Genomic DNA, 22,794 nt, shown 5'->3' with positions numbered 1-22,794 from the left:
AATATGAAACGAACTGAGAAGCTACTTCTTTGAGTAAGTGTGGAATAAAAATTATTCTACGATGATACCCATGCTTCGTGCAGTTCCTGCAACCATGCGCATTGCTGCTTCAACGTCAGCGGCGTTTAGGTCTGCCATTTTAAGTTCAGCGATTTCTTTCACTTGATCGCTTGAAACTGTTGCAACTTTAGTTTTGTTTGGTTCACCTGAACCTTTTTCGATTTTTGCAGCTTTTTTCAATAAGACTGCAGCAGGTGGTGTTTTAGTAATGAATGTAAATGAACGATCTTCATATACAGAGATTACTACTGGAATAATCAAGCCTGCTTGGTCAGCTGTACGAGCATTGAATTCTTTAGTGAATCCCATGATGTTGATACCTGCTTGACCTAACGCTGGACCTACTGGTGGAGCTGGTGTTGCTTTCCCCGCAGGAATTTGTAATTTAACGATTTTTTCTACTTTTTTAGCCACGAAAATACCTCCTTAAGTTCTCGTGCGTGGTTAATGGGGTTGAGATTTCCCCTCCCACTCAACGTACATTTAAAACATACCCTATTACTATACAGGATTCCCTTTACTTTTTCAAGATGTTTTTATGATTTCAAGACAATTTTTTTATCCGTTATTTTCTTCATGAAATGCGCATCATGCTCAATCACTAGCATTGCAGGCTTCACAGATAAGATTAGCGCTTCTAATTGTTGATGATTAAACACATCCAAGTAATTAAGGGGTTCATCCCAAATATAAAGCTCTGCTGATTGAGACAATGATTTGGCTACTTCGACTTTTTTCCGTTGCCCCATACTCATTTGTTCAATTCGATTAGTGAAAACGGCACGCTCCATCCCAAGTTTTCGTAAGTTATTTAAAAATTGGGTGTAATCTAACTGATTTTTCTCTGCAAATTCGGATAAAGTTCCTTGATTGTCTTCATAATCTTGGCGCACATAAGAAATGGTTAATTGGTGAGCCAAAGTGGCTTCGCCTTCTGAATCTCCAGAAAAATCCCCCAACAAATACTGAATCAAGCTCGATTTTCCTGAGCCATTTTTTCCTGTTATTCCAACAATTTCTCCCGCGTTTATTGAAAAAGAAATTGGCGCAAATAGCCAATTTTTCTCGTAGCCTAGACGAAGCTCTTCCACCGTCAATAATGTTTTGTGATGCGTTGGCTGATAATCCATTGACAAAGGATCAATATACTCAAGATCTTTTAATAGTTTTTCTTTTTCTGCTAATTGTGTTTCGGCGCGTTGTTGAATGTGTTTCGAGCGCTTCATTACGCGCGCTGCCCGGGCACCAATGGCTCCTGTATCAAAAATCGCCCCGCTCCCTTTTTCCTTAGCGTTGCCGTACTTATCACCTTCACGGTTCATCGACCATTCCGCTTTTTTACGAGCGGTTTCTTTCAAGCGATTGACTTCTTTTTTGATTTTTTCATTTTCTGCTAGTTCAAAAGCATCTCTTAATTTTTTTTGCTCTTCATAAATAGAAAAATTCCCTTGATACAGCGTCAATTGACTTTTTTCAATCGCCAAAATATGATCAACCACTTCATCAACAAATGCCCGATCGTGGCTGACTAAAATAAACCCGTGTTTCTTTTTCTTCAAATATTCAGCCACTTGTTGTCTGCCAGCTAGATCTAAGTGATTTGTTGGCTCGTCAATTAAAGGAAAGGCATTTTCTTCAATAAAAAGAAGACCTAATAAAACTTTCGTCTTTTCGCCGCCTGATAAAGAAGAAAAGGGCCGCCATAAAACTTCAGGATCAACGTTTAAAAGCGTTAATTCTCGTTCTAATTCCCACTGTTCAAAAGAAGTCACCTCTTGTAAGACATAATAAGTGAGCTGTTGTTCTTCTGCAACTGTTTGTGGAAAATAGACGAAATCGACTTGATGAAGAATCTCTCCTTGGTAATCCAACTGCTTTTGTAACAATCTTAATAAGGTTGTTTTCCCACGGCCATTGCGGCCAATCAATCCTAATTTCCAATTGGTATCCATCGTGATATTTGCCTGATCAAAAAGCAATACTTCTTGATTATCATAGGCAAAAGATAGTTGTTTTAGTTCAATTTTCGACATAAATATACCTCCATAAAGCAAAATTGATGCAGCTTTACGGAAATCAGCGGCATCAATCCAAGGTATACAAAAAGACCCGTGGCTGAATTCTTTAAGCTAATTTCCGAAAATCCGCACACTCCACCCGTTATAATCAGGCAAAGTTATACAGTTTCTCTAAAAAATTAACTTAAATTTTCAACGCACGAATCCCTCTTTTCGTCTTTTATTATCTAGAATTTAGCATCTCTTCACTGATTTGTCAACGAAGGCCCCTTGCTTTCATTCTGATAAAAATTTAAATTATTCGCTAAAACACAAGCGATTGCCTAGTTCCCCGCCATTTTTTGTGTTAGACTTCCAATGAAAACATATTCTAATGAAGAAGGTGCTGAAATGGAAGAGTTACGCTTTAATAGTGTTTTTGATATTATCGGACCCGTTATGATTGGTCCAAGCAGTTCTCATACAGCTGGAGCGGCAAGAATTGGAAAAGTGGTTCGCAGTATTTTTGGACAGCAACCTGATAGCGTTGACATTTATTTATATGAGTCTTTTGCTAAAACTTATCGTGGTCACGGAACAGATATCGCCTTAGTTGGCGGCCTTTTAGGTATGGAACCAGATGATGAGCAACTAGCCAATTCTTTGGAAATTGCTTATGAACAAGGAATGGAAGTTTGTTTTATTCCTAAAAGTGAAAAAGCAGACCACCCTAATTCCGTTAAAATTGTGGTTTCTTCTGGCGACCGAAAACTATCTGTGACAGGAATTTCAATTGGTGGTGGAAACATTCAAATTTCTGAATTAAATGGCTTCAAATTGTCTTTAAGTATGGGCACGCCAACATTTATCGTTGTTCATCAAGATGTTCCTGGCATGATTGCTAAGGTGACCAACATCCTTTCAGCTAGCGATATCAATATTAGTACAATGACCGTTACCCGAGAATCTAAAGGGGAAAAAGCGATTATGATTATTGAAGTTGATCAAGCCGAAGTCGGTGACATTGTCATGCAATTAGCTGAAATCCCTCATATATATAGCGTTAACTATTTTGACTAAATGAACGTAAAGGAGTAATACGATGTTTTATTCAATTAAAGATTTGGTAGCTCAAGCGAAAGATTACCCTTCTGTGAGCGAATTAATGATTGCAACAGAAATGGCTCATGGCGGGTATTCTCGTGAACGAATTATTGAAACAATGGAAAAAAATCTAGCCGTTATGAAACAATCCGTCGCTGAAGGAATCGCTGGTGTTACCTCAGTAACAGGGCTAACTGGTGGCGATGCAACCCGCTTAAATGATTACATACATTCAGGCAACTTTTTAAGCGGTGAGACCATTTTACAAGCCGTGCGAAATGCGATTGCTGTTAATGAAGTTAATGCAAAAATGGGCTTGATTTGTGCTACACCAACCGCAGGCAGTGCCGGAGTAGTTTCTGGCGTCTTGTTGGCAGTTATTGACCGCTTAAAGTTAACGCATCAGCAACAATTGGATTTTCTATTTACCGCTGGGGCTTTTGGCTTAGTGATTGCCAATAATGCCTCAATCAGTGGTGCCGAAGGTGGTTGTCAAGCTGAAGTCGGTTCTGCTAGTGCAATGGCAAGTGCCGCTTTAGTTGCGGCTTCTGGCGGTACGCCTGATCAATCTGCTCAAGCTGTAGCCATTACGATAAAAAATATGATGGGCCTCATTTGTGATCCTGTTGCGGGACTTGTTGAAGTTCCTTGCGTGAAGCGAAATGCATTAGGTTCTTCTCAAGCCTTCATCTCAGCTGATATGGCTTTAGCGGGGATTCGAAGTGTCATTCCACCAGACGAAGTCATCCACGCAATGTACCAAGTGGGTCGCCAAATGCCACAAATTTTCAAGGAAACAGCTGAAGGCGGTCTTGCGGTGACACCAACTGCACAACGTTTAAGCAAAGAAATTCTAGAGAAACAAAAATAGAAATAACTATAGCAAGAAGCTTACAGAAAAAAACGTCCATTCGTTTTTTCCGTAAGCTTCTTCTTTAATAACTTGTTCCGCCTAAACCAACCACAGCGACAATTCCATTCATGACATCTTTCATCGTTTCACCCACAAATGAAACAGTTCTACCATCAACGCGTTTAATCATTGGTAACATTTCAATACGATCTGCTTGTGCTGTCGTCACACATTGCAATTTTACAGTTGCTGGTGTTTGCAAGGCATATCGGGGTAATTCAGACAACGCAAAGGAAGTTAACACCTGACTTGTAGTCGCTACGATAGCTTCCCGAACTTGTTGCATGGGTCTATTTTTGATTGCATAACGTCCCAGAGATTCTTTGGTGGAAACAAAGGGAACTTCGGGCATCATTTTTTCTTGAAAAAGTTGTTCCTCTAAGCCTGATTCACCGATAATTAAACCAACAGGGACACCTAATTCGCTAGCGTAAGCTGCATTAATTGTCGTTTCATTCATCGCTAAGTCGTTTATTTTTAAATCATAAGCAACACTAGCGCTATACCCATGATCCATATTCCCTTTTTGTTTACCAATACCGGCATGATAACCTAAGAAAAAGACTACATCATAGCTACTATCCAAGCCACTCATCATATAATCCATGCGAGGAAAGCCGCTCACTAAGGAAATTCGTTCATCCATTTCTGCCAAGCGCGCATAAGCTAAATTCAATCCACGGCTATGCGAATCGGCAATAGTAATTTCTGTAATTTGTTCATTTTTGGCACTCTGTTGAATCCCTTCAATCAACCAAGCCACATGTTGGTGATATAATTCTCGGAATAAAACGGTGTCTTCTTTTTCCATATCAAATGTCGCAATACCTGCTAATCCTTCAATATCGCATGACACATAAATCTTCATTTGTTCCACTCCTTTGACAATGGCTGAACCAGTGCTTGAATTTTGTCAGCATCTAAATTTTTGATTAATTGAATGACTAATTCTTTCGCCGCTTGGTAATCTTGAAAATCTACATAGCAATGGGGTGTGTGAGCGTAACGGACAGGAATTCCTACAACAATCGTCGGGGCTCCTTGAACTTGTGTAATCGCCATGCCATTGGTTCCACCACCACTTCGAACAGAAACTTGAACAGGAATTTTGTGTATTTTAGCAATCTCTAGTGCATACTCTTGAAATTCCGGATTCGTAATCATAGAAACATCAAAATAACGTAACATCGGTCCTTTTCCCATTGCTGATTGAATCATCTCTGGCGTTTCTGCCGTATCATCAGCCGGGCAGCCTTCGAAAACAATAGCTAAATCAGGATTGACTTGTTTTGCGGCAATAAGTGCTCCTCTTTCGCCAACTTCTTCTTGTGCAGTTACTGTCGCAACTAACTTGAATGGAAGTGTCTCTTCTTTCAACTCCTCCATGACGTCCACTAAGCAAGCACAGCCAATGCGACAATCAAAAGCTTTTCCTAAAAAAAGATCTGTCTGTTCGTTGTAACAGCACGTCACATCTGGAATGACCGGTGCACCAAGATCGATTTTGTACGTTTCAATTACTTCTTCTTTTGAGGTAGCGCCAATATCGATTGTCAAATCAGCAATGGTTAATGGCCGCTGACGTTCCTCTGGTGTCATAAAATGAGGGGGCCGACTAGTAACTACGCCTGGCAGATAGGTGCCTTCCCGGTTACGAATCCGAACTTTTTGTGCAGAAATCGTATTAGGGACCCAGCCACCTAACGGAAGAAAACGCAACAAGCCGTTTTCTTTAATTGCTTGAATCATAAAACCAACTTCGTCACTATGAGCATCAAAAAGCACAACTGGACCTTCACTTAGATTATTTTTCTTCTCAAGATATAAATTTTTAATGGCATCTAGCCGTTGAATAGTAAAATCCGCAGTTGCATGTTGAAGGATTCTAACGACTTCTGTTTCAAAGCCTGAAACACCATTAGCATTTGAAAGTTCCTGAATTAATTGAACAGCTTGACTTTTTTTCATTTTTTCCCAACCTTTACTTATCACTGATAGAGACTGATTTGTAATAGCCTGAACCTAATGGACCATAGACTAAATTTTGGACAGAATCGTCCACTAAGCGTGCTTCTGTTAATTGATAAAGAGGAACTAGGGGTGCTTCTTCCGCAACCAATTGATCCGCTTTTTGTAATGTTTTCCAACGTTCTTCATATTTGTTTGCATAAGTTACGTTTGCTTCTTGAAGCAACTGATCAAAGGTCTTATTAGACCATTTACCAAAATTATTGGAATTTTTTGATTGCAGTAAGTTTAAGAAATCGATTGGATCAGCATATACTGGTGTCCAGCCACCAACCACAATGTCGAAATCTCCGCTGCGACTTTTTTCTAAACGATTATTAAAAGGAACTGGCGAAACATTGACTGTTAAATTTTCTAAATTATCTGCTAAAGCTCCTTGAACATACTCACTGATTTTTTTGCATTTTCTGTATCCGAACTTAAAATGGTTAGCTCCGCTTTTTCAATTCCTAATTCTTTTTTAGCCGTTTGCCATAACTCTTTCGCTTTTTCTGGTTCACTAGGATTTAAATCTCCTAATTCCTCTGCAAAATCTTTTTGCGTTTCTTGATTAGTGAAACCTGTTGGCACGAAGCCAAGTGCTTTTTTTGAGCCATCATTTAAAACATTTTTAGCTAAACGTTCAGAATTCAATGATAATGCTATCGCTCGACGTGCATTCTTATTTGCCAAAAGATCTTTTTGCGTATTTAATTGTATATAATACGTTCCAGGAATTTCACGAATTTTCAAAGCTGCATTGCCTTGTTCTTGTGTAACAATTTCTCCAGAAATTTTTACAACATCTAATTCTTTCCCTTCGAAAAGATTTTTCCCAGTATTGACTTCTTTAACTACTTGGACATCCACCTTATCTAGCGAAACATTCGCTTGATCCCAATAATTTTTATTCTTCACATAGGACCAAGTATTATTCGTGCCATCCCAACCTTCTAATGTGAAGGCGCCATTGTAAAGTGTTGACTCAGCTGATGTACCATAGTTTTTGCCCGTTTTTTCGACAAATGCTTCATTTAAAGGATAAAAAGCTGGTACCGCCAATAATTGTTGAAAATAACTCATAGGATAGCTTAGCTCTACTTCCAAGGTATGGTCATCAATGGCTGTTACCCCTAACTCTTCTTTAGATTTGCTACCGTCAACAATAGCACGATAATTTTTTAACCCTTCAAAGTAATACGCTTGCGGGGAAGCTGTTTTTGGGTCCACTGTGCGCTTCCAAGAGTATTCAAAATCATTGGCTGTGATTGGCTCGCCGTTACTCCATTTTGCATCTTTTCGAATCGTAAAAGTATAGCTTAAACCATCATTGGAGGGCTGTACTTTTTCAGTTGCCAATGCTGGTTTAGCTTCTCCTTTTTCGTCAAAGGAGAAAAGGCCCTCTCCTACTTGACTCATTACATCTGCTGCGGTATTATCCATTGCCAACGACACGTCTGCCGTTGATAATTCCGAATCAATCCCGACCCGTAATACCTGTTGTTCTTGCTTTTTGGTTTCTTTACCAACACTTCCACAGCCCGAGAGAAGTAGAACCATGATTGCTGCCAAAGACAGCCTTTGCTTTGTTGCCCTTTTCATAAAAACACCTCATTTTTTTATTTTTTGATACCTTTTTCCCACAAAATTATTTATAATCTGATAAAGGAGGTTTGCTCATGAACTTAGATTACTTAAAAGAAACGTATCATTTAACGAAAACAGAAAGTCAGATTTTGTATTATTTGGATCAACAAAGTACGAATGCGGCCGATTTGAGTATTCGGGAAGTTGCAAAACACTGCTTTTCTTCGCCTAGTTCCATCATTCGTTTAGCCAAAAAATTAAATTTATCAGGTTATAATGAACTTATTTACAAATTAAAAGAAGCCCATTTTTCTCAGCCAATCCCTTTTGAAACAGCACCTTCATTTGAAACAACCAACGAGTTTTGTCGACTGCTTGCCAAACACAAGAGTCATTTATTTGTTATTTTAGGTCATGACTTTTCACGACATTTGGCGGCTTACATTAGTGAAGTTTTCAATTTTCATGGCATCCCCAGCATCACAACAGCCTATACTCATTCGATAAATAGTCAAAATAATCAGAATTTTCTTTTTATCATCCTTTCACATTCTGGTGAAGAAAAATACTTAAAAGAAACAGCTCTGCTTGCGAAAGAGAAAAAACATCCTATCATTTCTTTTGTTGGCGCCAAAAATTCAACTCTTGGTCGACTGGCAGATCTCGTTTTTTCAACTGACTCTTACAGCCCGTTTTCAACAAGTGTCGCTCAGCCACAAATGTTTTTTGGCCAAACATTAATCACCTTTGAAGCCTTGATTTGTGCTTATTTAAATCATGAGGATTACATTCCAATATCTCCTAAAAATAAATAATTTTATTTATTATAGCTGAAAAAAGCTATTTCGCTAGCCAAAGTATAGAAAAAGGCACATGTTCCATTGTAGTGAGACCCGAAAGTTAGACCGAATACCGACTGGAGAAATCTGGTCGGTATTTTTATGCGACGAACCGTTTACGGAATTGAACGGGACTGCACCCTAGTTTTGTCTTTATTCGTTGATGATTATAATAATCAATCCATTCCTCAATTGCTTGTTCTAGTTCTTCGAAACTAGAATAAATAATGCCATGGTAGGTTTCTTGTTTTAGTAAACCAAAGAAATTCTCCATAGGAGAATTATCAAAACAATTGCCTTTTCGAGACATACTTTGAAAGATCTGGTGACTGGTTAATTGCTTTTTGTACTGCTTCATTTGGTACCCCCAACCTTGGTCAGAATGAAAAGTGCGCCGATATGGACAATCTTGCGTTTTATCAATGGCTTCTTTTTGTGCCTCAAGAATTGCTTTGGCATTCGGCTGTTTAGAAATACGGTAAGACAAGATTTCACCATTAAATAAATCAAGAAAAGGATCTAAATAGAGTTTTTTTATTTGAATCTTTCCACTTTGATCACGTTCATAATACTTAAATTCAGAGGTATCTGTTGTTAGCTTTTGATGGGGTACTGAAGTGTAGAAACGACGATGTAGACGGTTTTTTTCGCCATAGCCAACGGTTCCTTTGTAGGAATTATATTTTCTTGATTTACGAATAAATTTTGTCCCTTTTAGGCCAAGTTTACGCATAAGACGACGAATTTTTTTCTGGTTTACGTTCAATCCTTGTTCTTTTAAAGCTAATTGAATACGGCGATAGCCATAGTTTCCTTTGTTTTCGTCAAAAATTTTCTTAATCAGGGCTTCTAATTTTTGATTGGGATTTTTTCGCTCAAATCGCTTTTGCCAATACATATACGTCGCTTTAGGAAATTTGGTTGCTTCCAGTAAGATTGTTAATCGGAATTTTTTTCGGAGTTCGTGGATGATTCGGGCATCTCGTTCTTGAGTCGTTCCGGGATATTCATTCCTAAAGCGCGGAGCTTTTTTATGAAGGCTAGTTCCGCTCGCAATAGTTCATTTTCATGTTCTAATTCTTGTTCACGTGTTCGTGTTTTTTTCACCTGAACGGGTTTCTTTTTCTTTGACATAGAAGGTCTTCCTTTCTGTTTTGGTGAAAGCCCTTCTATGCCTGTTTCTAGAAATTTCTGGTGCCAAGCCAAGACTAAGGTATCGTTTGGCAGACCATATTTCAATGCGACAGTCAGATAAGAGTCACCACTCGTTAAATAATAGTGTATGACATCCCGCTTGAATTTGGAAGAGTAATGTTGGTAATTTACTCTTCGATGAAGTGCGTTAAATCCAAATTTCTCGACTGTTTTAACCCATTTACGAACAGTCGAAAGTGAAGCAATATCAAATTGATTCGCTAGTATTCGATAACCTCCTGCGCCATTTTGGTAAGCTTCTACTACTTTTTTCTTGAATGCATAATCGTATTTTGCCAATTTAAATACGCCTCCAAAGTTAGATTTTTTGGTCTAACTTTGGGGGCGCACTACACATTTTTTATGGAACATGTGCCTTTTTGCTATTTTTTACTCGGCCATAGAAATTCGATTAGCAATTGATCTACTTCAGGATTTTCATGTAATTGACTATGTTGTGCATTTTCTCCTTTAATAATCTGGCTAGTGACTTGAGTTCCTCGCTGTCTTAGCAAGGCGTTGACTGCTAAGGCACTAGATAACGGTACCGTTCCATCACTTAAATCTGTTGGACTTAATTGACCACCAATTAATAAAATGGGCAGTTTTTCTGGAACAACATTAATCATCTCTTGATAATCCAAATAGCGGCTACTTTTTTCTGTGGGGCCGTTCTCTAGTTCCGTTTCGATGGTTTGCTGTTGACTCGTATCAATAAAATCATTGAAAGGTGCTCCAATGCTGACGAATTTTTCAATTTTAGGTAACGATGTGTCTTGCCCATAGGTTCCTAAATAACGTAAACCACTAACACCACCCATAGAGTGCCCGACAATATTGGCTTTGTTCACTTGATAATTTTTTTGTAAATAGAGTAATGTGTTTTTTATCCATTCTGTTTGATTCCATTCATTGTTTTTATTATCTTCAAATAGAACTTGAACACTGGGATTCGTCGCTTTGCCACTTAAAGCTCCTCGCTCTTTAACCACGGTCCCATCAGGTTTAACGAGTAGCACTAATTCTTGAGTTGTGGCACCTTGTTTCTCCAAGCGATGCAGTAACGAGCCAAACGAATTTTTAGTTCCTGCGTAACCATGAAAAAAAAGTGTTGGTGTTGTTGTGCGGTTTAACTCAACAGTTGCTTCTTTTGTGGCGGCTTGATTGTCATTCTTCGTGGTTGCCCCAATTTGGCAAGCACTTAATAATAGAACAAGACCCATTAGCAAAGAAAAATAACGATATTTTTGGGCATGTTTCATTTTTTTCATTCCTTTCTGCGATGAACTAAAAAAGGGCTTGGAAAAGAAGTCAGTTGACTGCTTTTCCAGACCCTACAATCTGTATCAATCAGCTGAACAATAGTTTGTCAGCTTGTTTATTAATCAATGTTATCGACTTGTTCAAAGTCTAATTCTGTACTTGTTTCACGACCAAACATATCGATGTTTACTTTTAATTTTTGTTTTTCTTCATCGATTTCTGTCACAACACCTTCAAGACCAGAAAAGGCACCTTCGATAATTTTCACTGTATCGCCTAGCGCTACTTCTAAGTCTGATTGACGGGTGCTCATGCCAATTGAACGTAAAATGTGGTTAATTTCTTCTTGTAATAAAGGAGCGGGTTTACTACCAGCACCATGTGAGCCTACAAAACCAGTTACGCCTGGCGTGTTACGAACAATATACCAAGAATCATCGGTCATAATCATTTCCACTAACACATAACCAGGGAAAGTTTTATGAACGATTTCTTTTTCTTTACCATTTTTGACTTCTTTTTCTGTTTCTTCTGGTACAACGACACGAAAAATATAATCGCCCATCCCCATGCTTTGTGCACGTGATTCAATGTTTGCTTTTACTTTATTTTCATAGCCTGAATAGGTGTGCAATACGTACCAATTTCTTTCAAAAGTTTCCATTACTGATTCGGCTCCTTTAAATGTTTTAGTTTATTTTTTTCGAGCAAATAAAAAAAGCTCAGTTTCCCGAAGCTTTTTCTCGAATACTATTATAGCACCCCTCGTCGGGAAATACTAGAATTAATTATTTTAAAATCCAGCCAAATGCCGTTTGGATAACAGTATCCATGATAAAGAACAATGCTGCAAATAAAATAGATGTTTCAATTACAACTAATGTATCTTTACGCAATTGTTTTTTTGTTGGCCAAGTTACTTGCTTCATCTCATCAGCAACGCTGCGGAAAAATTTCATGTTGATACCCTCCTCTAAATCTATTTCGTTTCTTTATGTAACGTGTATTGATTACAATATTTACAGAATTTATTGATTTCTAAGCGTTCGCCACGTTTACCTTCACTAACGGATTTAGAATAGTTGCGAGAGCCACAAACGGAACAAGCAAGAGCTGCTTTCTTTGTTGCCATGTTCTTCGACCTCCTCTATTCACAAATTTACTTCTTAACAGTACCATTATTCGAAAAAGTTGTCAAAGTTTAATTTACTTTTGTATGTGTCTACGTTTTACCCGAACACTATTTTTGATTAGAAATATTAAATTTAGATTAGAATAAAAGACTTCTAGATTTGATTATTTTATGTTATTTTAAACTCTATCGTTATTTAAAGATTCAGGGAATAGTTGATTAATACTGGTGATAAACCGTTAAACAAAGATTACATCAGATAAAAACTTTGTTTACCCAACTTTTATACTTGTTATCTAAAATTTACCACTTTTCTTAATAATTGTAAAGTGGATTTTAATTGCAAACGAGAATTTGATTTCTATTTCTTTGGTTAACTACACTTTTAAAAAAAGTTTTCCTAAGCTCCCTTAGTTTTCTAAGAGACTTTTTATTGTTTTAAATACTTCAGGTAATTGGTTGTGAATAGATTATCTGTTTTTAGGCAGACTCCTCCCTTGGCATTACATCACTTTTTTTCGCAGCCTCTGTTAATCTATAATTTCGTTATCTGGTTCTCTAATCAATCAGCTATTGAAAGATCCTCTCGCCATTTAGCTAAAAGCACCTCATCTAACGTATGATTCTTGGTTGCTGCAATAATTTGCAACATGCCATTCATTCCTTTTTTCCCCCAATAGCGGCCTTGCTTTTTCATGCGGTAGGTAAATGCTCGGTGGCGACTTTCAATAATCCCAATCATACCGTTTTCTTTTGGAAGATCTCTTAAACGATACGGCTTAAGATGTTTCCAATTGCGGTTAATATACGCGTTCAATTTAGTATAATGTTCTTCTTGCTCCTTATTTTCACAACAGCTATGCAACGTATCCAATGCAATAGTCATTTTTTCTCTTGAATAGTCAGCTAAAGCTTCTTTAAAAAGTGGGTATAATTCTGGTATAAATACACGTTCAGATAACTTTAATTGTACATGGTATGGATCAATAAACTGTTCTACTCTTTTCGGTTTCTCTGGCAATAATTTTCTTATGAACATCGGCTCATACCCTACACCACCATCGGTATTGATGACGACCACTGTATTCTTTAATTTATAATTTCGATAGAGGTAATCTGTCAAACACCAGGTTGCTTGACTATATGTTGGTGAAATAATTTCATGATCGTTTTCAAGTCCGCTTTGCCCTATCTTATTAGTTGTTCGACGTCCTTCATGAACCACAAAGTGAGCAACCTCTTTCTTTTTCTGCTCTTGTGTACTAAGCATGAAGCCGTCGGCTTCAACAAACAGATACGAAACCTCTCGTCGTTGTTTTTCTTTCTGCACTTGTTTATACTTATGTAGCGCTTCCACTAGTTCACCAAAATTATGGACCACTTTACCAACGATATCTTTAGAACATAGGATTGGACTACAGTTAGAAAAAATTGCCGCAATATCTCGATAGCTTCCATGTTGACTAGCTTGAACAAGCGCATTAATTACCCCGATTGAATAATGAATAGACGGTAGAGCAGCCAACCATTTATCAATGGGATAGACAGTTTCTTTTCCTTTTTTCCATGGTGTACGACTATACGTCAATGGGCCAAACAAAAAGTAGATGGTTCGTTCTTGTTTCTTACCTGGCTGATACCCCTTCGCTTGATAGTATGAACGCAGCTGTCTTTCTTTGATTGTGATGCAACAAGTGAAGAATGAATTCATCAGTCGATTCGTCAATAAAAGTAGCTGTTTTTCTTTTTCTATTTCATCATTTTGTGAACTATCTAGAAGCATTAACGTTTCTTTTAATAACTGATTTATTTCATCCATCATCTTGTGCATCTCCCTTATAATAGTAACTGCGGATAGCTCCCGCTTTTTGTTGGTATTGACGTAGGCAAAAATAAAACAATTTGACAGTGATTGATTCCTTCGGAACCATTCATTTAAGCCACAAACAACTAAAGAATTATCGTGAAGGTCATATGGTGAAACGTCGCTCTGCTTCCTTACGCTGGACCTTTAATACAAGCCGCCAAGTTAGCTGCTCGTTTTTCAACAACATTTAAAGCTTATCTGGATAAAAAGAACGGAAGGTAAACACTACATGGTAGCTATCACTCATGTTGCAGAAAGATTGGTAGGGTCATCTTTCATCTTCAAAAGCGTCAACGAGTAGTTGAAGAAATTAAGTTACTCTAAAACCTTATTTCCCTTTTTGAGACTAGTAAACGTTTTGTCAAAAGGGGAAAAATAAGCGTTAATTTGGATTACCCGAAATTCCGTTAGTAACTACCATTATTTAGCATGGACATACGTTATCATTTGTCGCGTAAAATTTAGTTTAAAACTAACACCATCGGTTATTTCAAGCATGAATGGGATGAATTAGCTTTTTTTTCTTACTAAAAGCATGATCCCAGAAATAACACCTAAAATTCCTGGAATGACCCATAAAATTATCAAAAGGAAGAAGGGAATAATCGATAAAATAAGCAAACTGATCCCACAAATACGTGTTTTTACCGTTTTTCTTAATAAAAACGCCATGATAAAAATGATGACCGAAAAGATCAAAGTAATTCCTGCCAATACGACAACCTTGCCACTCATACTCGTTAACATTTCTGCATCCTCTGCAGTTAATTCAGCATTAATTAAAGTTGATGAGTCGATCGATGAGAAAAATAGACCGCCTACCAATGCTAAAAGACTAACTAAACTTCCTGTTATGCCACTAATTAAAGCTAAAACAAATGCTGCTTTTCTCTTATTCATTGGATTTCCTCCCCTTTAACTGATTTAGAATGAAACTGTTTTTTTCCATAGTTGATTGCTTCTAATGAATGAATAACGACTACTGTAGTATTAGAAAAATAGTCACCAACATGTTGCTTCTTAGGAGTGAATGCAGCTACTAGATAGCCAATTAGAAGAATAAAACTTTTTAATATAAATCTACAAATACCTTCACGAATCAAAATTGTTTGCCAACTCAGCTCTTCTTCTTCAAAACTTACTACTTTGATTCCAAAAATCATCTTCCCAATGGTTTGTCCTGCATTTAACTTAGTAAGGAGCACAAAGTAAGCTAAGTAAATCACTAATGAGGCGATTCCATAAAAAGTAACGATCGATTGGCTAGAATCGAATCCCATCATTTTATAAAAAAGACCTATAGTAGCATAAGTGATGATACGTATACAAAGTAAATCAAGGAGAAATGCAAAGAATCGTACCCAAAACCCTGCAAAAACATAGTGAGGAAAACAACCATAGTTATTTTTTTTGCTCATTTCATAAGCCTCCATAGTAATACATTGGTTTTGATCCTTCCGAAGACCCTAATTTTTCAAAAATTGAAATCACTCGCTCATCTGGTGTCGCCTTTAGTCCTTGCCATTCAGCAAGCTTGCTACCTAACCAAGAAGAAGCGAAACCAGTAGTTTCATTTTTATATTCTATAACCGTAGCATTCGTTAATTTCTTTTCTTTTTTCAATGCTTGTAGCGCATCTTCAGGGTACCCAATTTGATCAACTAACCCATTTTTGACAGCTTGATTTCCATCATAAATTCTGCCATCTGCTAGTTCTTTTACAGTATTCACATCCATATGTCTACCTTTGGCAACAACGTTAACAAAACGATTGTAGGCACTCAATACATATTCTTGAATGACTTTATTCTCTTCTTCTGATGGTTTATGTTGTGGAGACCCCATATCTTTTAATGCCCCACTTTTATACGTGGCATCGGTTATACCTAATTTTTCTAATAAGCCTGAATAGTTCAAGCCATGAACAATGACACCAATGGATCCAGTCGTGGTCTCTTCTGTCGCAAATAGCTTATCTGAACTAGCAGAAATATAATAACCACCACTCGCGGCCGTATCTTTGAATGCTGTATAAATAGGGATCTTTTGCTTTTTAATTTTTGCCATTTCTTTCGCAATTTCAGCACTCTCATAAACGCCACCACCAGGGGAATTTACTTCTAATAAGACCCCTTTCACAGTTTTATCCTCTTGAATCATTTTTAATTGGGTTAAAAATTGTTGATGATTGTATCCTTCTTTACTAAAAAGATTACTCTCATCCGTATCTGAAATAACCCCATCAACAGATAGTTTAACAATCTTTTTATTGGCCTCTCCTTCTTCTAATACTTCTTCTGTTAGTTCATTCGAGCCATAAAAGATTTTATTTATTCCTGTTAATACAGTCGTTGATTCTTCTTCTCTTTCTCTTCCTGGGATTAGTGCAACAATAATTGATAGTATCAATAAAGCACAAGCAATTCCAACAGCTGTCCATCTTCTTTTATTCATACAAGTTCCTCCAACTAATTTTAGTTAGTTTTTTAATTAATTATTCAGTGTTTTTTAACTTTTATCAGAAACACTATTTTTTGGTAACACTTTCATTATTCTGTATTTAAACCTAGCGAAGGAATACAAATCAAAGACAAACTATCCTTGCCCCCCAATCGCTAACTTTAAGCATCCTTATTCAAACGAGAAGAACTACTTTATCAGCTCAGCTGTCTTTTTATTTTTATAGAGCAATCGTTTCCAATACTGCGCCTCATAAACTTATACTCCTAGTTAAATCAGTCAGATAGTAAAGCCAAAAACAGCCTTCTTTAGTCACTTCATTCCAATAAATAGCAGTATTCTTTAAACCGCTCATCTTAAATACAATGTAACGAAACTCTTATTATAAAAAATGGTTAGTCAAATAAAGGATAACCTATACTGGTACCCTCATTGTTCTATCCATGTATGTTGCATATGAATTGTTTTTTTATTCAATCCATAAGTAGCAGCACCTATGATCCTTTATAAAAAGGAACTTCAGGCCTGGGCTAAATGTAGTGCGCCCCCAAAGTTAGACCAAAAAATCTAACTTTGGAGGCGTATTTAAATTGGCAAAATACGATTATGCATTCAAGAAAAAAGTAGTAGAAGCTTACCAAAATGGCGCAGGAGGTTATCGAATACTAGCGAATCAATTTGATATTGCTTCACTTTCGACTGTTCGTAAATGGGTTAAAACAGTCGAGAAATTTGGATTTAACGCACTTCATCGAAGAGTAAATTACCAACATTACTCTTCCAAATTCAAGCGGGATGTCATACACTATTATTTAACGAGTGGTGACTCTTATCTGACTGTCGCATTGAAATATGGTCTGCCAAACGATACCTTAGTCTTGGCTTGGCACCAGAAATTTCTAGAAACAGGCATAGAAGGGCTTTCACCAAAACAGAAAGGAAGACCTTCTATGTCAAAGAAAAAGAAACCCGTTCAGGTGAAAAAAACACGAACACGTGAACAAGAATTAGAACATGAAAATGAACTATTGCGAGCGGAACTAGCCTTCATAAAAAAGCTCCGCGCTTTAGGAATGAATATCCCGGAACGACTCAAGAACGAGATGCCCGAATCATCCACGAACTCCGAAAAAAATTCCGATTAACAATCTTACTGGAAGCAACCAAATTTCCTAAAGCGACGTATATGTATTGGCAAAAGCGATTTGAGCGAAAAAATCCCAATCAAAAATTAGAAGCCCTGATTAAGAAAATTTTTGACGAAAACAAAGGAAACTATGGCTATCGCCGTATTCAATTAGCTTTAAAAGAACAAGGATTGAACGTAAACCAGAAAAAAATTCGTCGTCTTATGCGTAAACTTGGCCTAAAAGGGACAAAATTTATTCGTAAATCAAGAAAATATAATTCCTACAAAGGAACCGTTGGCTATGGCGAAAAAAACCGTCTACATCGTCGTTTCTACACTTCAGTACCCCATCAAAAGCTAACAACAGATACCTCTGAATTTAAGTATTATGAACGTGATCAAAGTGGAAAGATTCAAATAAAAAAACTCTATTTAGATCCTTTTCTTGATTTATTTAATGGTGAAATCTTGTCTTACCGTATTTCTAAACAGCCGAATGCCAAAGCAATTCTTGAGGCACAAAAAGAAGCCATTGATAAAACGCAAGATTGTCCATATCGGCGCACTTTTCATTCTGACCAAGGTTGGGGGTACCAAATGAAGCAGTACAAAAAGCAATTAACCAGTCACCAGATCTTTCAAAGTATGTCTCGAAAAGGCAATTGTTTTGATAATTCTCCTATGGAGAATTTCTTTGGTTTACTAAAACAAGAAACCTACCATGGCATTATTTATTCTAGTTTCGAAGAACTAGAACAAGCAATTGAGGAATGGATTGATTATTATAATCATCAACGAATAAAGACAAAACTAGGGTGCAGTCCCGTTCAATTCCGTAAACGGTTCGTCGCATAAAAATACCGACCAGATTTCTCCAGTCGGTATTCGGTCTAACTTTCGGGTCTCACTACAAAACTTTAGTTTTAGTAATACATCTTGTACAGTATTTATAAACTAGTCAAGTAAAAATTTTTAGTAGTTGGACCCTTTTTAATTTTTTCTGTATCGTTAGTAGAGAAAGGGCTTACTAGTTAGTTAACAACTATTAGCTGTGTATTTAATTCCTTCACTCTTTTTGGAACTTCCAATTGTAAGGCAAGTCATACTCTTTAATCATTTTATAAACATCTTCTACCTTCAAATGAGAACAATCAGCTAATTCATTCATGTTTAAAAGCGGGTATTGTAGACACAATTCACGTAGTGATTCAATTTTTCTATTTTGCCATTCCATTTCTAAAAGCGTTTGTTTCATGAGCTGGATCCCTTTCTGTTATATTTTAAATACCAATAATTAATTATTTTAGTGAATAAGAAACATCCCCATCTTTCTTACTAGCGATTAAAAAAAGATGGGGATTTTTTATAGTTTTTTACTGATACTTTCTTTTTTCATTAGCACGAATAATATACCTCCAATTTCGGATAACTAGGTAAGGAAGGTGATACTGTTAATTAATAAATATGGAACAGGATTCTTATAATTTTACATACAAACACCTAAGGCTTTGTTAGTCCGTTAATTACATTTGAGAATACTACTCTATAGTCAGCGGCTAATGTATACTTTTGATACTTATTAGCTAATTCAAAATCTACCAGCCATAACAGTGCGTTGGTGTTATTGAAATAATTAAATAGATCTATATTTGATTTTAGTGGTGAAGCTGCTAATAAAGCTGTTATTGATTCTACATATAAATTTTTAACAATATTTCTGGCATCTTCCAAATTTGAAGTTGCACTATCAGCAGCAGCCTTAACAACTCGGGAATATTCAATACCATACATCATAAAAACTAATTCATTAATTTTTTTGCTTATCAATAAAGGAAATTCGGATTCTTCAAAGTTATTTAACTCTTCCATATTATTGATATTATTAATTTTATTTAATAAATCACGTTCTTCGCTAGCTGTTAATAAATTAACACCAAAAACTCTAGGTTCACTACCTATACTTTTTATAGTTATTTTTAAGTGATCTTTATTCAATACTATTAAAGCTTGGGCATCAGCTATAGCTTTATTCGCCGCATCTTTTGCTTCCGCTGCTTGTTGGGCTTGTGTTACTTCATCCGCTGTACCAGCATTATCGACTTGCGTAGTAAAGGCAGTTTTTTCATCAGCACTTAGATTAGTTAGGGCGTTAATCGCAGCTTGTGCCGCATTTTTCGCATCCGCTAAAGCTTGGGCATCGGCTGCCGCTTTATTCGCCGCATCTTTTGCTTCCGCTGCTTGTTGGGCTTGTGTTACTTCATCCGCTGTACCAGCATTATCGACTTGCGTAGTAAAGGCAGTTTTTTCATCAGCACTTAGATTAGTTAGGGCGTTAATCGCAGCTTGTGCCGCATTTTTCGCATCCGCTAAAGCTTGGGCATCGGCTGCCGCTTTATTCGCCGCATCTTTTGCTTCCGCTGCTTGTTGGGTTTGTGTTACTTCATCCGCTGTACCAGCATTATCGACTTGCGTAGTAAAGGCAGTTTTTTCATCAGCACTTAGATTAGTTAGGGCGTTAATCGCAGCTTGTGCCGCATTTTTCGCATCCGCTAAAGCTTGGGCATCGGCTGCCGCTTTATTCGCCGCATCTTTTGCTTCCGCTGCTTGTTGGGCTTGTGTTACTTCATCCGCTGTACCAGCATTATCGACTTGCGTAGTAAAGGCAGTTTTTTCATCAGCACTTAGATTAGTTAGGGCGTTAATCGCAGCTTGTGCCGCATTTTTCGCATCCGCTAAAGCTTGGGCATCGGCTGCCGCTTTATTCGCCGCATCTTTTGCTTCCGCTGCTTGTTGGGCTTGTGTTACTTCATCCGCTGTACCAGCATTATCGACTTGCGTAGTAAAGGCAGTTTTTTCATCAGCACTTAGATTAGTTAGGGCGTTAATCGCAGCTTGTGCCGCATTTTTCGCATCCGCTAAAGCTTGGGCATCGGCTGCCGCTTTATTCGCCGCATCTTTTGCTTCCGCTGCTTGTTGGGCTTGTGTTACTTCATCCGCTGTACCAGCATTATCGACTTGCGTAGTAAAGGCAGTTTTTTCATCAGCACTTAGATTAGTTAGGGCGTTAATCGCAGCTTGTGCCGCATTTTTCGCATCCGCTAAAGCTTGGGCATCGGCTGCCGCTTTATTCGCCGCATCTTTTGCTTCCGCTGCTTGTTGGGTTTGTGTTACTTCATCCGCTGTACCAGCATTATCGACTTGCGTAGTAAAGGCAGTTTTTTCATCAGCACTTAGATTAGTTAGGGCGTTAATCGCAGCTTGTGCCGCATTTTTCGCATCCGCTAAAGCTTGGGCATCCGTTAGGTCTTTACCATTTGCTAAGTTTTCTTCATTTTGTTTAACTGCATTTGAATATGCATTGAGAACTTGCTGATTAGTCGTCGCATTTTTCACTTGAAGAATAAATTCTTCCTTTTCATTTAAACTCAAATGTAGTAAAGCATGAATAGCAGCTGTTGCTACTACTTGCGCATCGGCTAAAAATTTAGATTGAATATCATCCAAAGTATTTTTTTCACTTAAATCATTTTTTTCAAGTGTGTCAATTTCCGTAATCAAAGTGGCTATTTTTTCATTCAACTGATTTAATTGAGTATCAATCGCATCTATTTCTTGGCTATATGAGGCTAATTGTTGTTGCTTTTCTAATGCTTCTTGCTTCGTGTTACCTTTCTCATTATCTGGTAAATTAGAAGCAGCTAATTGTTCCTGAGCTTGTGACAGCTCCTCTTGGAGTTTGTTAGTTTCATTTTGCTTAGCTTCTTTTTCATTTATTAATTGATTAATCCGATTGTCTGATTGATTTAATCGTTCATTTAATTCCGCTAATTGACTGCCTGAGTTATCAGCTACTTCTAACATTGCTTCTACAGATACTAACTGACTTTCTAGTGCTTTCCGTTGCTCCGGTTGATCTTCTGGCCAATTAGCTATTTGGCTTTCTAACGCGGATTGTTTAGTTTTCAACTCTTCAATTTTTTGTTGAGCATTTTGGTAAACAGTTGTTGCCACTGACAATTGATTCACAATATCATCTTTTACACTCTGTGATTGTGCTAATTCTTCATCAATAACTTGCAATCTAGCACGTTGTTTCTCTAGGTCGCTTTGTAACCCATTAACCCTTTGGGTTAATTCTGACTTTTGACTTGTTAAAGCAGAAAAACGCCACTCATTCGATTGGTTAATAGTATCAGTTAACACTTCTTCAACTTCTTGTTTTGCTTTTTCAAGTTCTGCTTTTTCTGTCGCTAAAGCTTCTCGTTTATCCTCTAAGTCTTTCAATTCATTTTTTTTACCACTTATTTCTTCTTTACTAATAACTGGACTTTCTACAGCTTTTGATGGTAAAAGTTGTATATTACTAGTATTTCCATCAGAAACTTTAGCATTATTCCCTACAGTATTCGGCGTAGTTGCATTTGAACTTTTACCATCACTAGGCACATCGGTCACTTGTTGTCCAAAAGTTTGATTTGGATCGACTTTGTCTGTTGGTGTTAATTGTGCTTCACTCACCACTTTCCCCTGTGAATCGGTGATTTTCACCTTTATACCATCAAAACTAATAGTTGTTCCTACCGGAACATTGTATTGACTCCCCTCTTCAAAGCCATTCAACTCCATTAATTTTTGCCATTTAACATTAACAGCTAAAGAAATGTTGTAGAATGTGTCGCCTTCTTCAAAGGTATAACTCGATTGATTTGCTACCAATTTTGCTTGAATACTTTCAACCGAATTTGCTACCCATTCATCTGCATAGACTGATTCTGCATCTAATAAAGCTAATCCTCCCAGCATTAAACTTGAGAATAACAACCCTTTAACAAGCCATTTTTTCCCTTTTTTATACATTTTGGCACGATATTTAGGTTCATTAGCTCGTATATTAGCCTGAAAATGTGCTTTTTTCATTACAAGGTACCTCCTTAATAAAATATTAATAAATGTTTTGTCATATTTATACATAAAAAACTTCTAAACAATTAACTCTTTCATAGATTTTTTTATTACTAAAATATTGCCAATAGATATGCTGAATTTCCGGATAAAATCAATGAACCTTCGATCTAATAACAGAGTCACTAACAAGCGAGAAAACAGTTTCTAACTATTTTTTTATCATTTTAATTATTTTAACTCCCTTCATACTAATACGACATAGAATCCGACTTCCTATTCTTCATAAAGATTTGTTTAACTGCTTAAATAACAGAGAAGAGGAACAAATCATTAAAAA

19 protein-coding genes and 1 pseudogene are annotated in these 22,794 nt (G+C 37.1%); 4 read left to right on the top strand and 16 right to left on the bottom strand.

From position 1 onward, the window contains the following. Positions 1-51 precede the first annotated feature (51 nt). Together rplK and lsa(A) are read right to left on the bottom strand one after the other, a co-directional pair. Positions 52-474 (bottom strand): 50S ribosomal protein L11, encoded by a 423-nt coding sequence (gene rplK / locus IGI80_RS11410; protein WP_002356424.1) that lies wholly within the window; start codon positions 472-474, stop codon positions 52-54. Positions 475-596: 122 nt separating this feature from the next. Continuing rightward, complete coding sequence (lsa(A), locus tag IGI80_RS11405) at positions 597-2,093, bottom strand: ABC-F type ribosomal protection protein Lsa(A) (protein WP_033917831.1); 1,497 nt, start codon at positions 2,091-2,093, stop codon at positions 597-599. 375 nt (positions 2,094-2,468) lie between these two features. On the opposite strand from lsa(A), the gene sdaAB reads away from it, so the two are divergent. Together sdaAB and sdaAA are read left to right on the top strand one after the other, a co-directional pair. Then, entirely contained in the window at positions 2,469-3,137 is a 669-nt protein-coding gene (gene sdaAB, locus IGI80_RS11400; RefSeq protein WP_002414070.1) for an L-serine ammonia-lyase, iron-sulfur-dependent subunit beta, read from the top strand. Positions 3,138-3,159: 22 nt separating this feature from the next. Next, positions 3,160-4,032 (top strand): L-serine ammonia-lyase, iron-sulfur-dependent, subunit alpha, encoded by an 873-nt coding sequence (sdaAA, locus tag IGI80_RS11395; RefSeq protein ID WP_002356421.1) that lies wholly within the window; start codon positions 3,160-3,162, stop codon positions 4,030-4,032. A gap of 64 nt (positions 4,033-4,096) precedes the next feature. Here sdaAA and IGI80_RS11390 read toward each other — a convergent pair whose 3' ends face one another. The 3 genes and pseudogenes from IGI80_RS11390 to IGI80_RS11380 form a co-directional block, all read right to left on the bottom strand. After that, a complete protein-coding gene (locus IGI80_RS11390) occupies positions 4,097-4,942 on the bottom strand; it encodes a M55 family metallopeptidase (protein WP_002359459.1) in 846 nt (281 codons plus the stop codon). After that, positions 4,939-6,042, bottom strand: coding sequence for a M42 family metallopeptidase (locus IGI80_RS11385; RefSeq protein WP_002356417.1), 1,104 nt, complete (start codon positions 6,040-6,042; stop codon positions 4,939-4,941). Before IGI80_RS11385 ends, IGI80_RS11390 begins: the two co-directional genes overlap by 4 nt. A gap of 13 nt (positions 6,043-6,055) precedes the next feature. Further along, positions 6,056-7,683: pseudogene (locus tag IGI80_RS11380) on the bottom strand (peptide ABC transporter substrate-binding protein). Between the two features lie 77 nt (positions 7,684-7,760). On the opposite strand from IGI80_RS11380, the gene IGI80_RS11375 reads away from it, so the two are divergent. Continuing rightward, entirely contained in the window at positions 7,761-8,483 is a 723-nt protein-coding gene (locus IGI80_RS11375; RefSeq protein WP_002362313.1) for a MurR/RpiR family transcriptional regulator, read from the top strand. A 124-nt stretch (positions 8,484-8,607) separates the two neighbouring features. On the opposite strand, the gene IGI80_RS11370 is transcribed toward IGI80_RS11375, so the two are convergent. From IGI80_RS11370 to sppA, 9 genes are all read right to left on the bottom strand, one after another. Then, a protein-coding gene (locus tag IGI80_RS11370; RefSeq protein ID WP_251846742.1) for an IS3 family transposase occupies positions 8,608-10,001 on the bottom strand; the annotation gives its coding sequence in 2 pieces (ribosomal slippage) (positions 8,608-9,461 and positions 9,461-10,001; 1,395 coding nt in all). 83 nt (positions 10,002-10,084) lie between these two features. After that, positions 10,085-10,972: an alpha/beta hydrolase gene (locus tag IGI80_RS11365; protein WP_002362316.1), complete on the bottom strand. Its 888-nt coding sequence runs from the start codon at positions 10,970-10,972 to the stop codon at positions 10,085-10,087. A 110-nt stretch (positions 10,973-11,082) separates the two neighbouring features. After that, positions 11,083-11,628, bottom strand: a complete 546-nt coding sequence (gene nusG / locus IGI80_RS11360; protein WP_002384070.1) for a transcription termination/antitermination protein NusG — start codon at positions 11,626-11,628, stop codon at positions 11,083-11,085. A 124-nt stretch (positions 11,629-11,752) separates the two neighbouring features. Further along, positions 11,753-11,923: a preprotein translocase subunit SecE gene (secE, locus tag IGI80_RS11355; protein WP_002356409.1), complete on the bottom strand. Its 171-nt coding sequence runs from the start codon at positions 11,921-11,923 to the stop codon at positions 11,753-11,755. A gap of 20 nt (positions 11,924-11,943) precedes the next feature. Then, a complete protein-coding gene (gene rpmG, locus IGI80_RS11350) occupies positions 11,944-12,096 on the bottom strand; it encodes a 50S ribosomal protein L33 (protein WP_002356408.1) in 153 nt (50 codons plus the stop codon). A 562-nt stretch (positions 12,097-12,658) separates the two neighbouring features. Beyond that, the gene (locus tag IGI80_RS11345) at positions 12,659-13,918 is read right to left on the bottom strand and encodes an ISLre2 family transposase (protein WP_438723522.1); all 1,260 of its coding nucleotides are present in this window, start codon (positions 13,916-13,918) and stop codon (positions 12,659-12,661) included. A 555-nt stretch (positions 13,919-14,473) separates the two neighbouring features. Beyond that, positions 14,474-14,863 carry a DUF4064 domain-containing protein gene (locus tag IGI80_RS11340; RefSeq protein ID WP_438723520.1) on the bottom strand — a complete coding sequence of 130 codons (390 nt, stop codon included), beginning with the start codon at positions 14,861-14,863 and terminating at the stop codon, positions 14,474-14,476. Next, entirely contained in the window at positions 14,860-15,396 is a 537-nt protein-coding gene (locus tag IGI80_RS11335; RefSeq protein ID WP_415271174.1) for an RDD family protein, read from the bottom strand. The genes IGI80_RS11340 and IGI80_RS11335 overlap by 4 nt, the downstream gene beginning before the upstream one ends. Further along, positions 15,383-16,417, bottom strand: coding sequence for a signal peptide peptidase SppA (gene sppA / locus IGI80_RS11330; protein WP_438723518.1), 1,035 nt, complete (start codon positions 16,415-16,417; stop codon positions 15,383-15,385). Before sppA ends, IGI80_RS11335 begins: the two co-directional genes overlap by 14 nt. A 596-nt stretch (positions 16,418-17,013) precedes the next feature. Here sppA and IGI80_RS11325 point away from each other — a divergent pair. Beyond that, positions 17,014-18,407 (top strand): IS3 family transposase gene (locus IGI80_RS11325; protein ID WP_251846742.1). Its coding sequence is split into 2 segments (ribosomal slippage): positions 17,014-17,554 and positions 17,554-18,407, totalling 1,395 coding nucleotides; the frame shifts between segments, so codons are not numbered across the junction. A 211-nt stretch (positions 18,408-18,618) separates the two neighbouring features. On the opposite strand, the gene IGI80_RS11320 is transcribed toward IGI80_RS11325, so the two are convergent. Together IGI80_RS11320 and IGI80_RS11315 are read right to left on the bottom strand one after the other, a co-directional pair. Then, positions 18,619-18,807, bottom strand: coding sequence for a hypothetical protein (locus IGI80_RS11320; protein ID WP_438723516.1), 189 nt, complete (start codon positions 18,805-18,807; stop codon positions 18,619-18,621). Between the two features lie 245 nt (positions 18,808-19,052). Continuing rightward, entirely contained in the window at positions 19,053-22,469 is a 3,417-nt protein-coding gene (locus IGI80_RS11315; RefSeq protein ID WP_438723514.1) for a LysM peptidoglycan-binding domain-containing protein, read from the bottom strand. Positions 22,470-22,794: the final 325 nt, after the last annotated feature.

Source organism: Enterococcus sp. DIV1420a (assembly GCF_051712165.1).
GTDB lineage: Bacteria > Bacillota > Bacilli > Lactobacillales > Enterococcaceae > Enterococcus > Enterococcus faecalis.
Note: the sequence above shows the minus strand (reverse complement) of the source record. Positions and strands in the feature narration are given on the sequence as shown.

What these genes read in the sequence shown, in the direction of transcription:
- IGI80_RS11365 (WP_002362316.1), bottom strand. Translation starts at nt 10,972, where the DNA reads ATGAAAAAAATGAAACATGCCCAAAAATATCGTTATTTTTCTTTGCTA.
- sppA (WP_438723518.1), bottom strand. Translation starts at nt 16,417, where the DNA reads ATGAATAAAAGAAGATGGACAGCTGTTGGAATTGCTTGTGCTTTATTG.
- IGI80_RS11340 (WP_438723520.1), bottom strand. Translation starts at nt 14,863, where the DNA reads ATGAATAAGAGAAAAGCAGCATTTGTTTTAGCTTTAATTAGTGGCATA.
- IGI80_RS11390 (WP_002359459.1), bottom strand. Translation starts at nt 4,942, where the DNA reads ATGAAGATTTATGTGTCATGCGATATTGAAGGATTAGCAGGTATTGCG.
- IGI80_RS11335 (WP_415271174.1), bottom strand. Translation starts at nt 15,396, where the DNA reads ATGGAGGCTTATGAAATGAGCAAAAAAAATAACTATGGTTGTTTTCCT.
- rpmG (WP_002356408.1), bottom strand. Translation starts at nt 12,096, where the DNA reads ATGGCAACAAAGAAAGCAGCTCTTGCTTGTTCCGTTTGTGGCTCTCGC.
- sdaAA (WP_002356421.1), top strand. Translation starts at nt 3,160, where the DNA reads ATGTTTTATTCAATTAAAGATTTGGTAGCTCAAGCGAAAGATTACCCT.
- IGI80_RS11315 (WP_438723514.1), bottom strand. Translation starts at nt 22,469, where the DNA reads ATGAAAAAAGCACATTTTCAGGCTAATATACGAGCTAATGAACCTAAA.
- IGI80_RS11345 (WP_438723522.1), bottom strand. Translation starts at nt 13,918, where the DNA reads ATGATGGATGAAATAAATCAGTTATTAAAAGAAACGTTAATGCTTCTA.
- sdaAB (WP_002414070.1), top strand. Translation starts at nt 2,469, where the DNA reads ATGGAAGAGTTACGCTTTAATAGTGTTTTTGATATTATCGGACCCGTT.
- nusG (WP_002384070.1), bottom strand. Translation starts at nt 11,628, where the DNA reads ATGGAAACTTTTGAAAGAAATTGGTACGTATTGCACACCTATTCAGGC.
- secE (WP_002356409.1), bottom strand. Translation starts at nt 11,923, where the DNA reads ATGAAATTTTTCCGCAGCGTTGCTGATGAGATGAAGCAAGTAACTTGG.
- IGI80_RS11385 (WP_002356417.1), bottom strand. Translation starts at nt 6,042, where the DNA reads ATGAAAAAAAGTCAAGCTGTTCAATTAATTCAGGAACTTTCAAATGCT.
- IGI80_RS11320 (WP_438723516.1), bottom strand. Translation starts at nt 18,807, where the DNA reads ATGAAACAAACGCTTTTAGAAATGGAATGGCAAAATAGAAAAATTGAA.
- IGI80_RS11375 (WP_002362313.1), top strand. Translation starts at nt 7,761, where the DNA reads ATGAACTTAGATTACTTAAAAGAAACGTATCATTTAACGAAAACAGAA.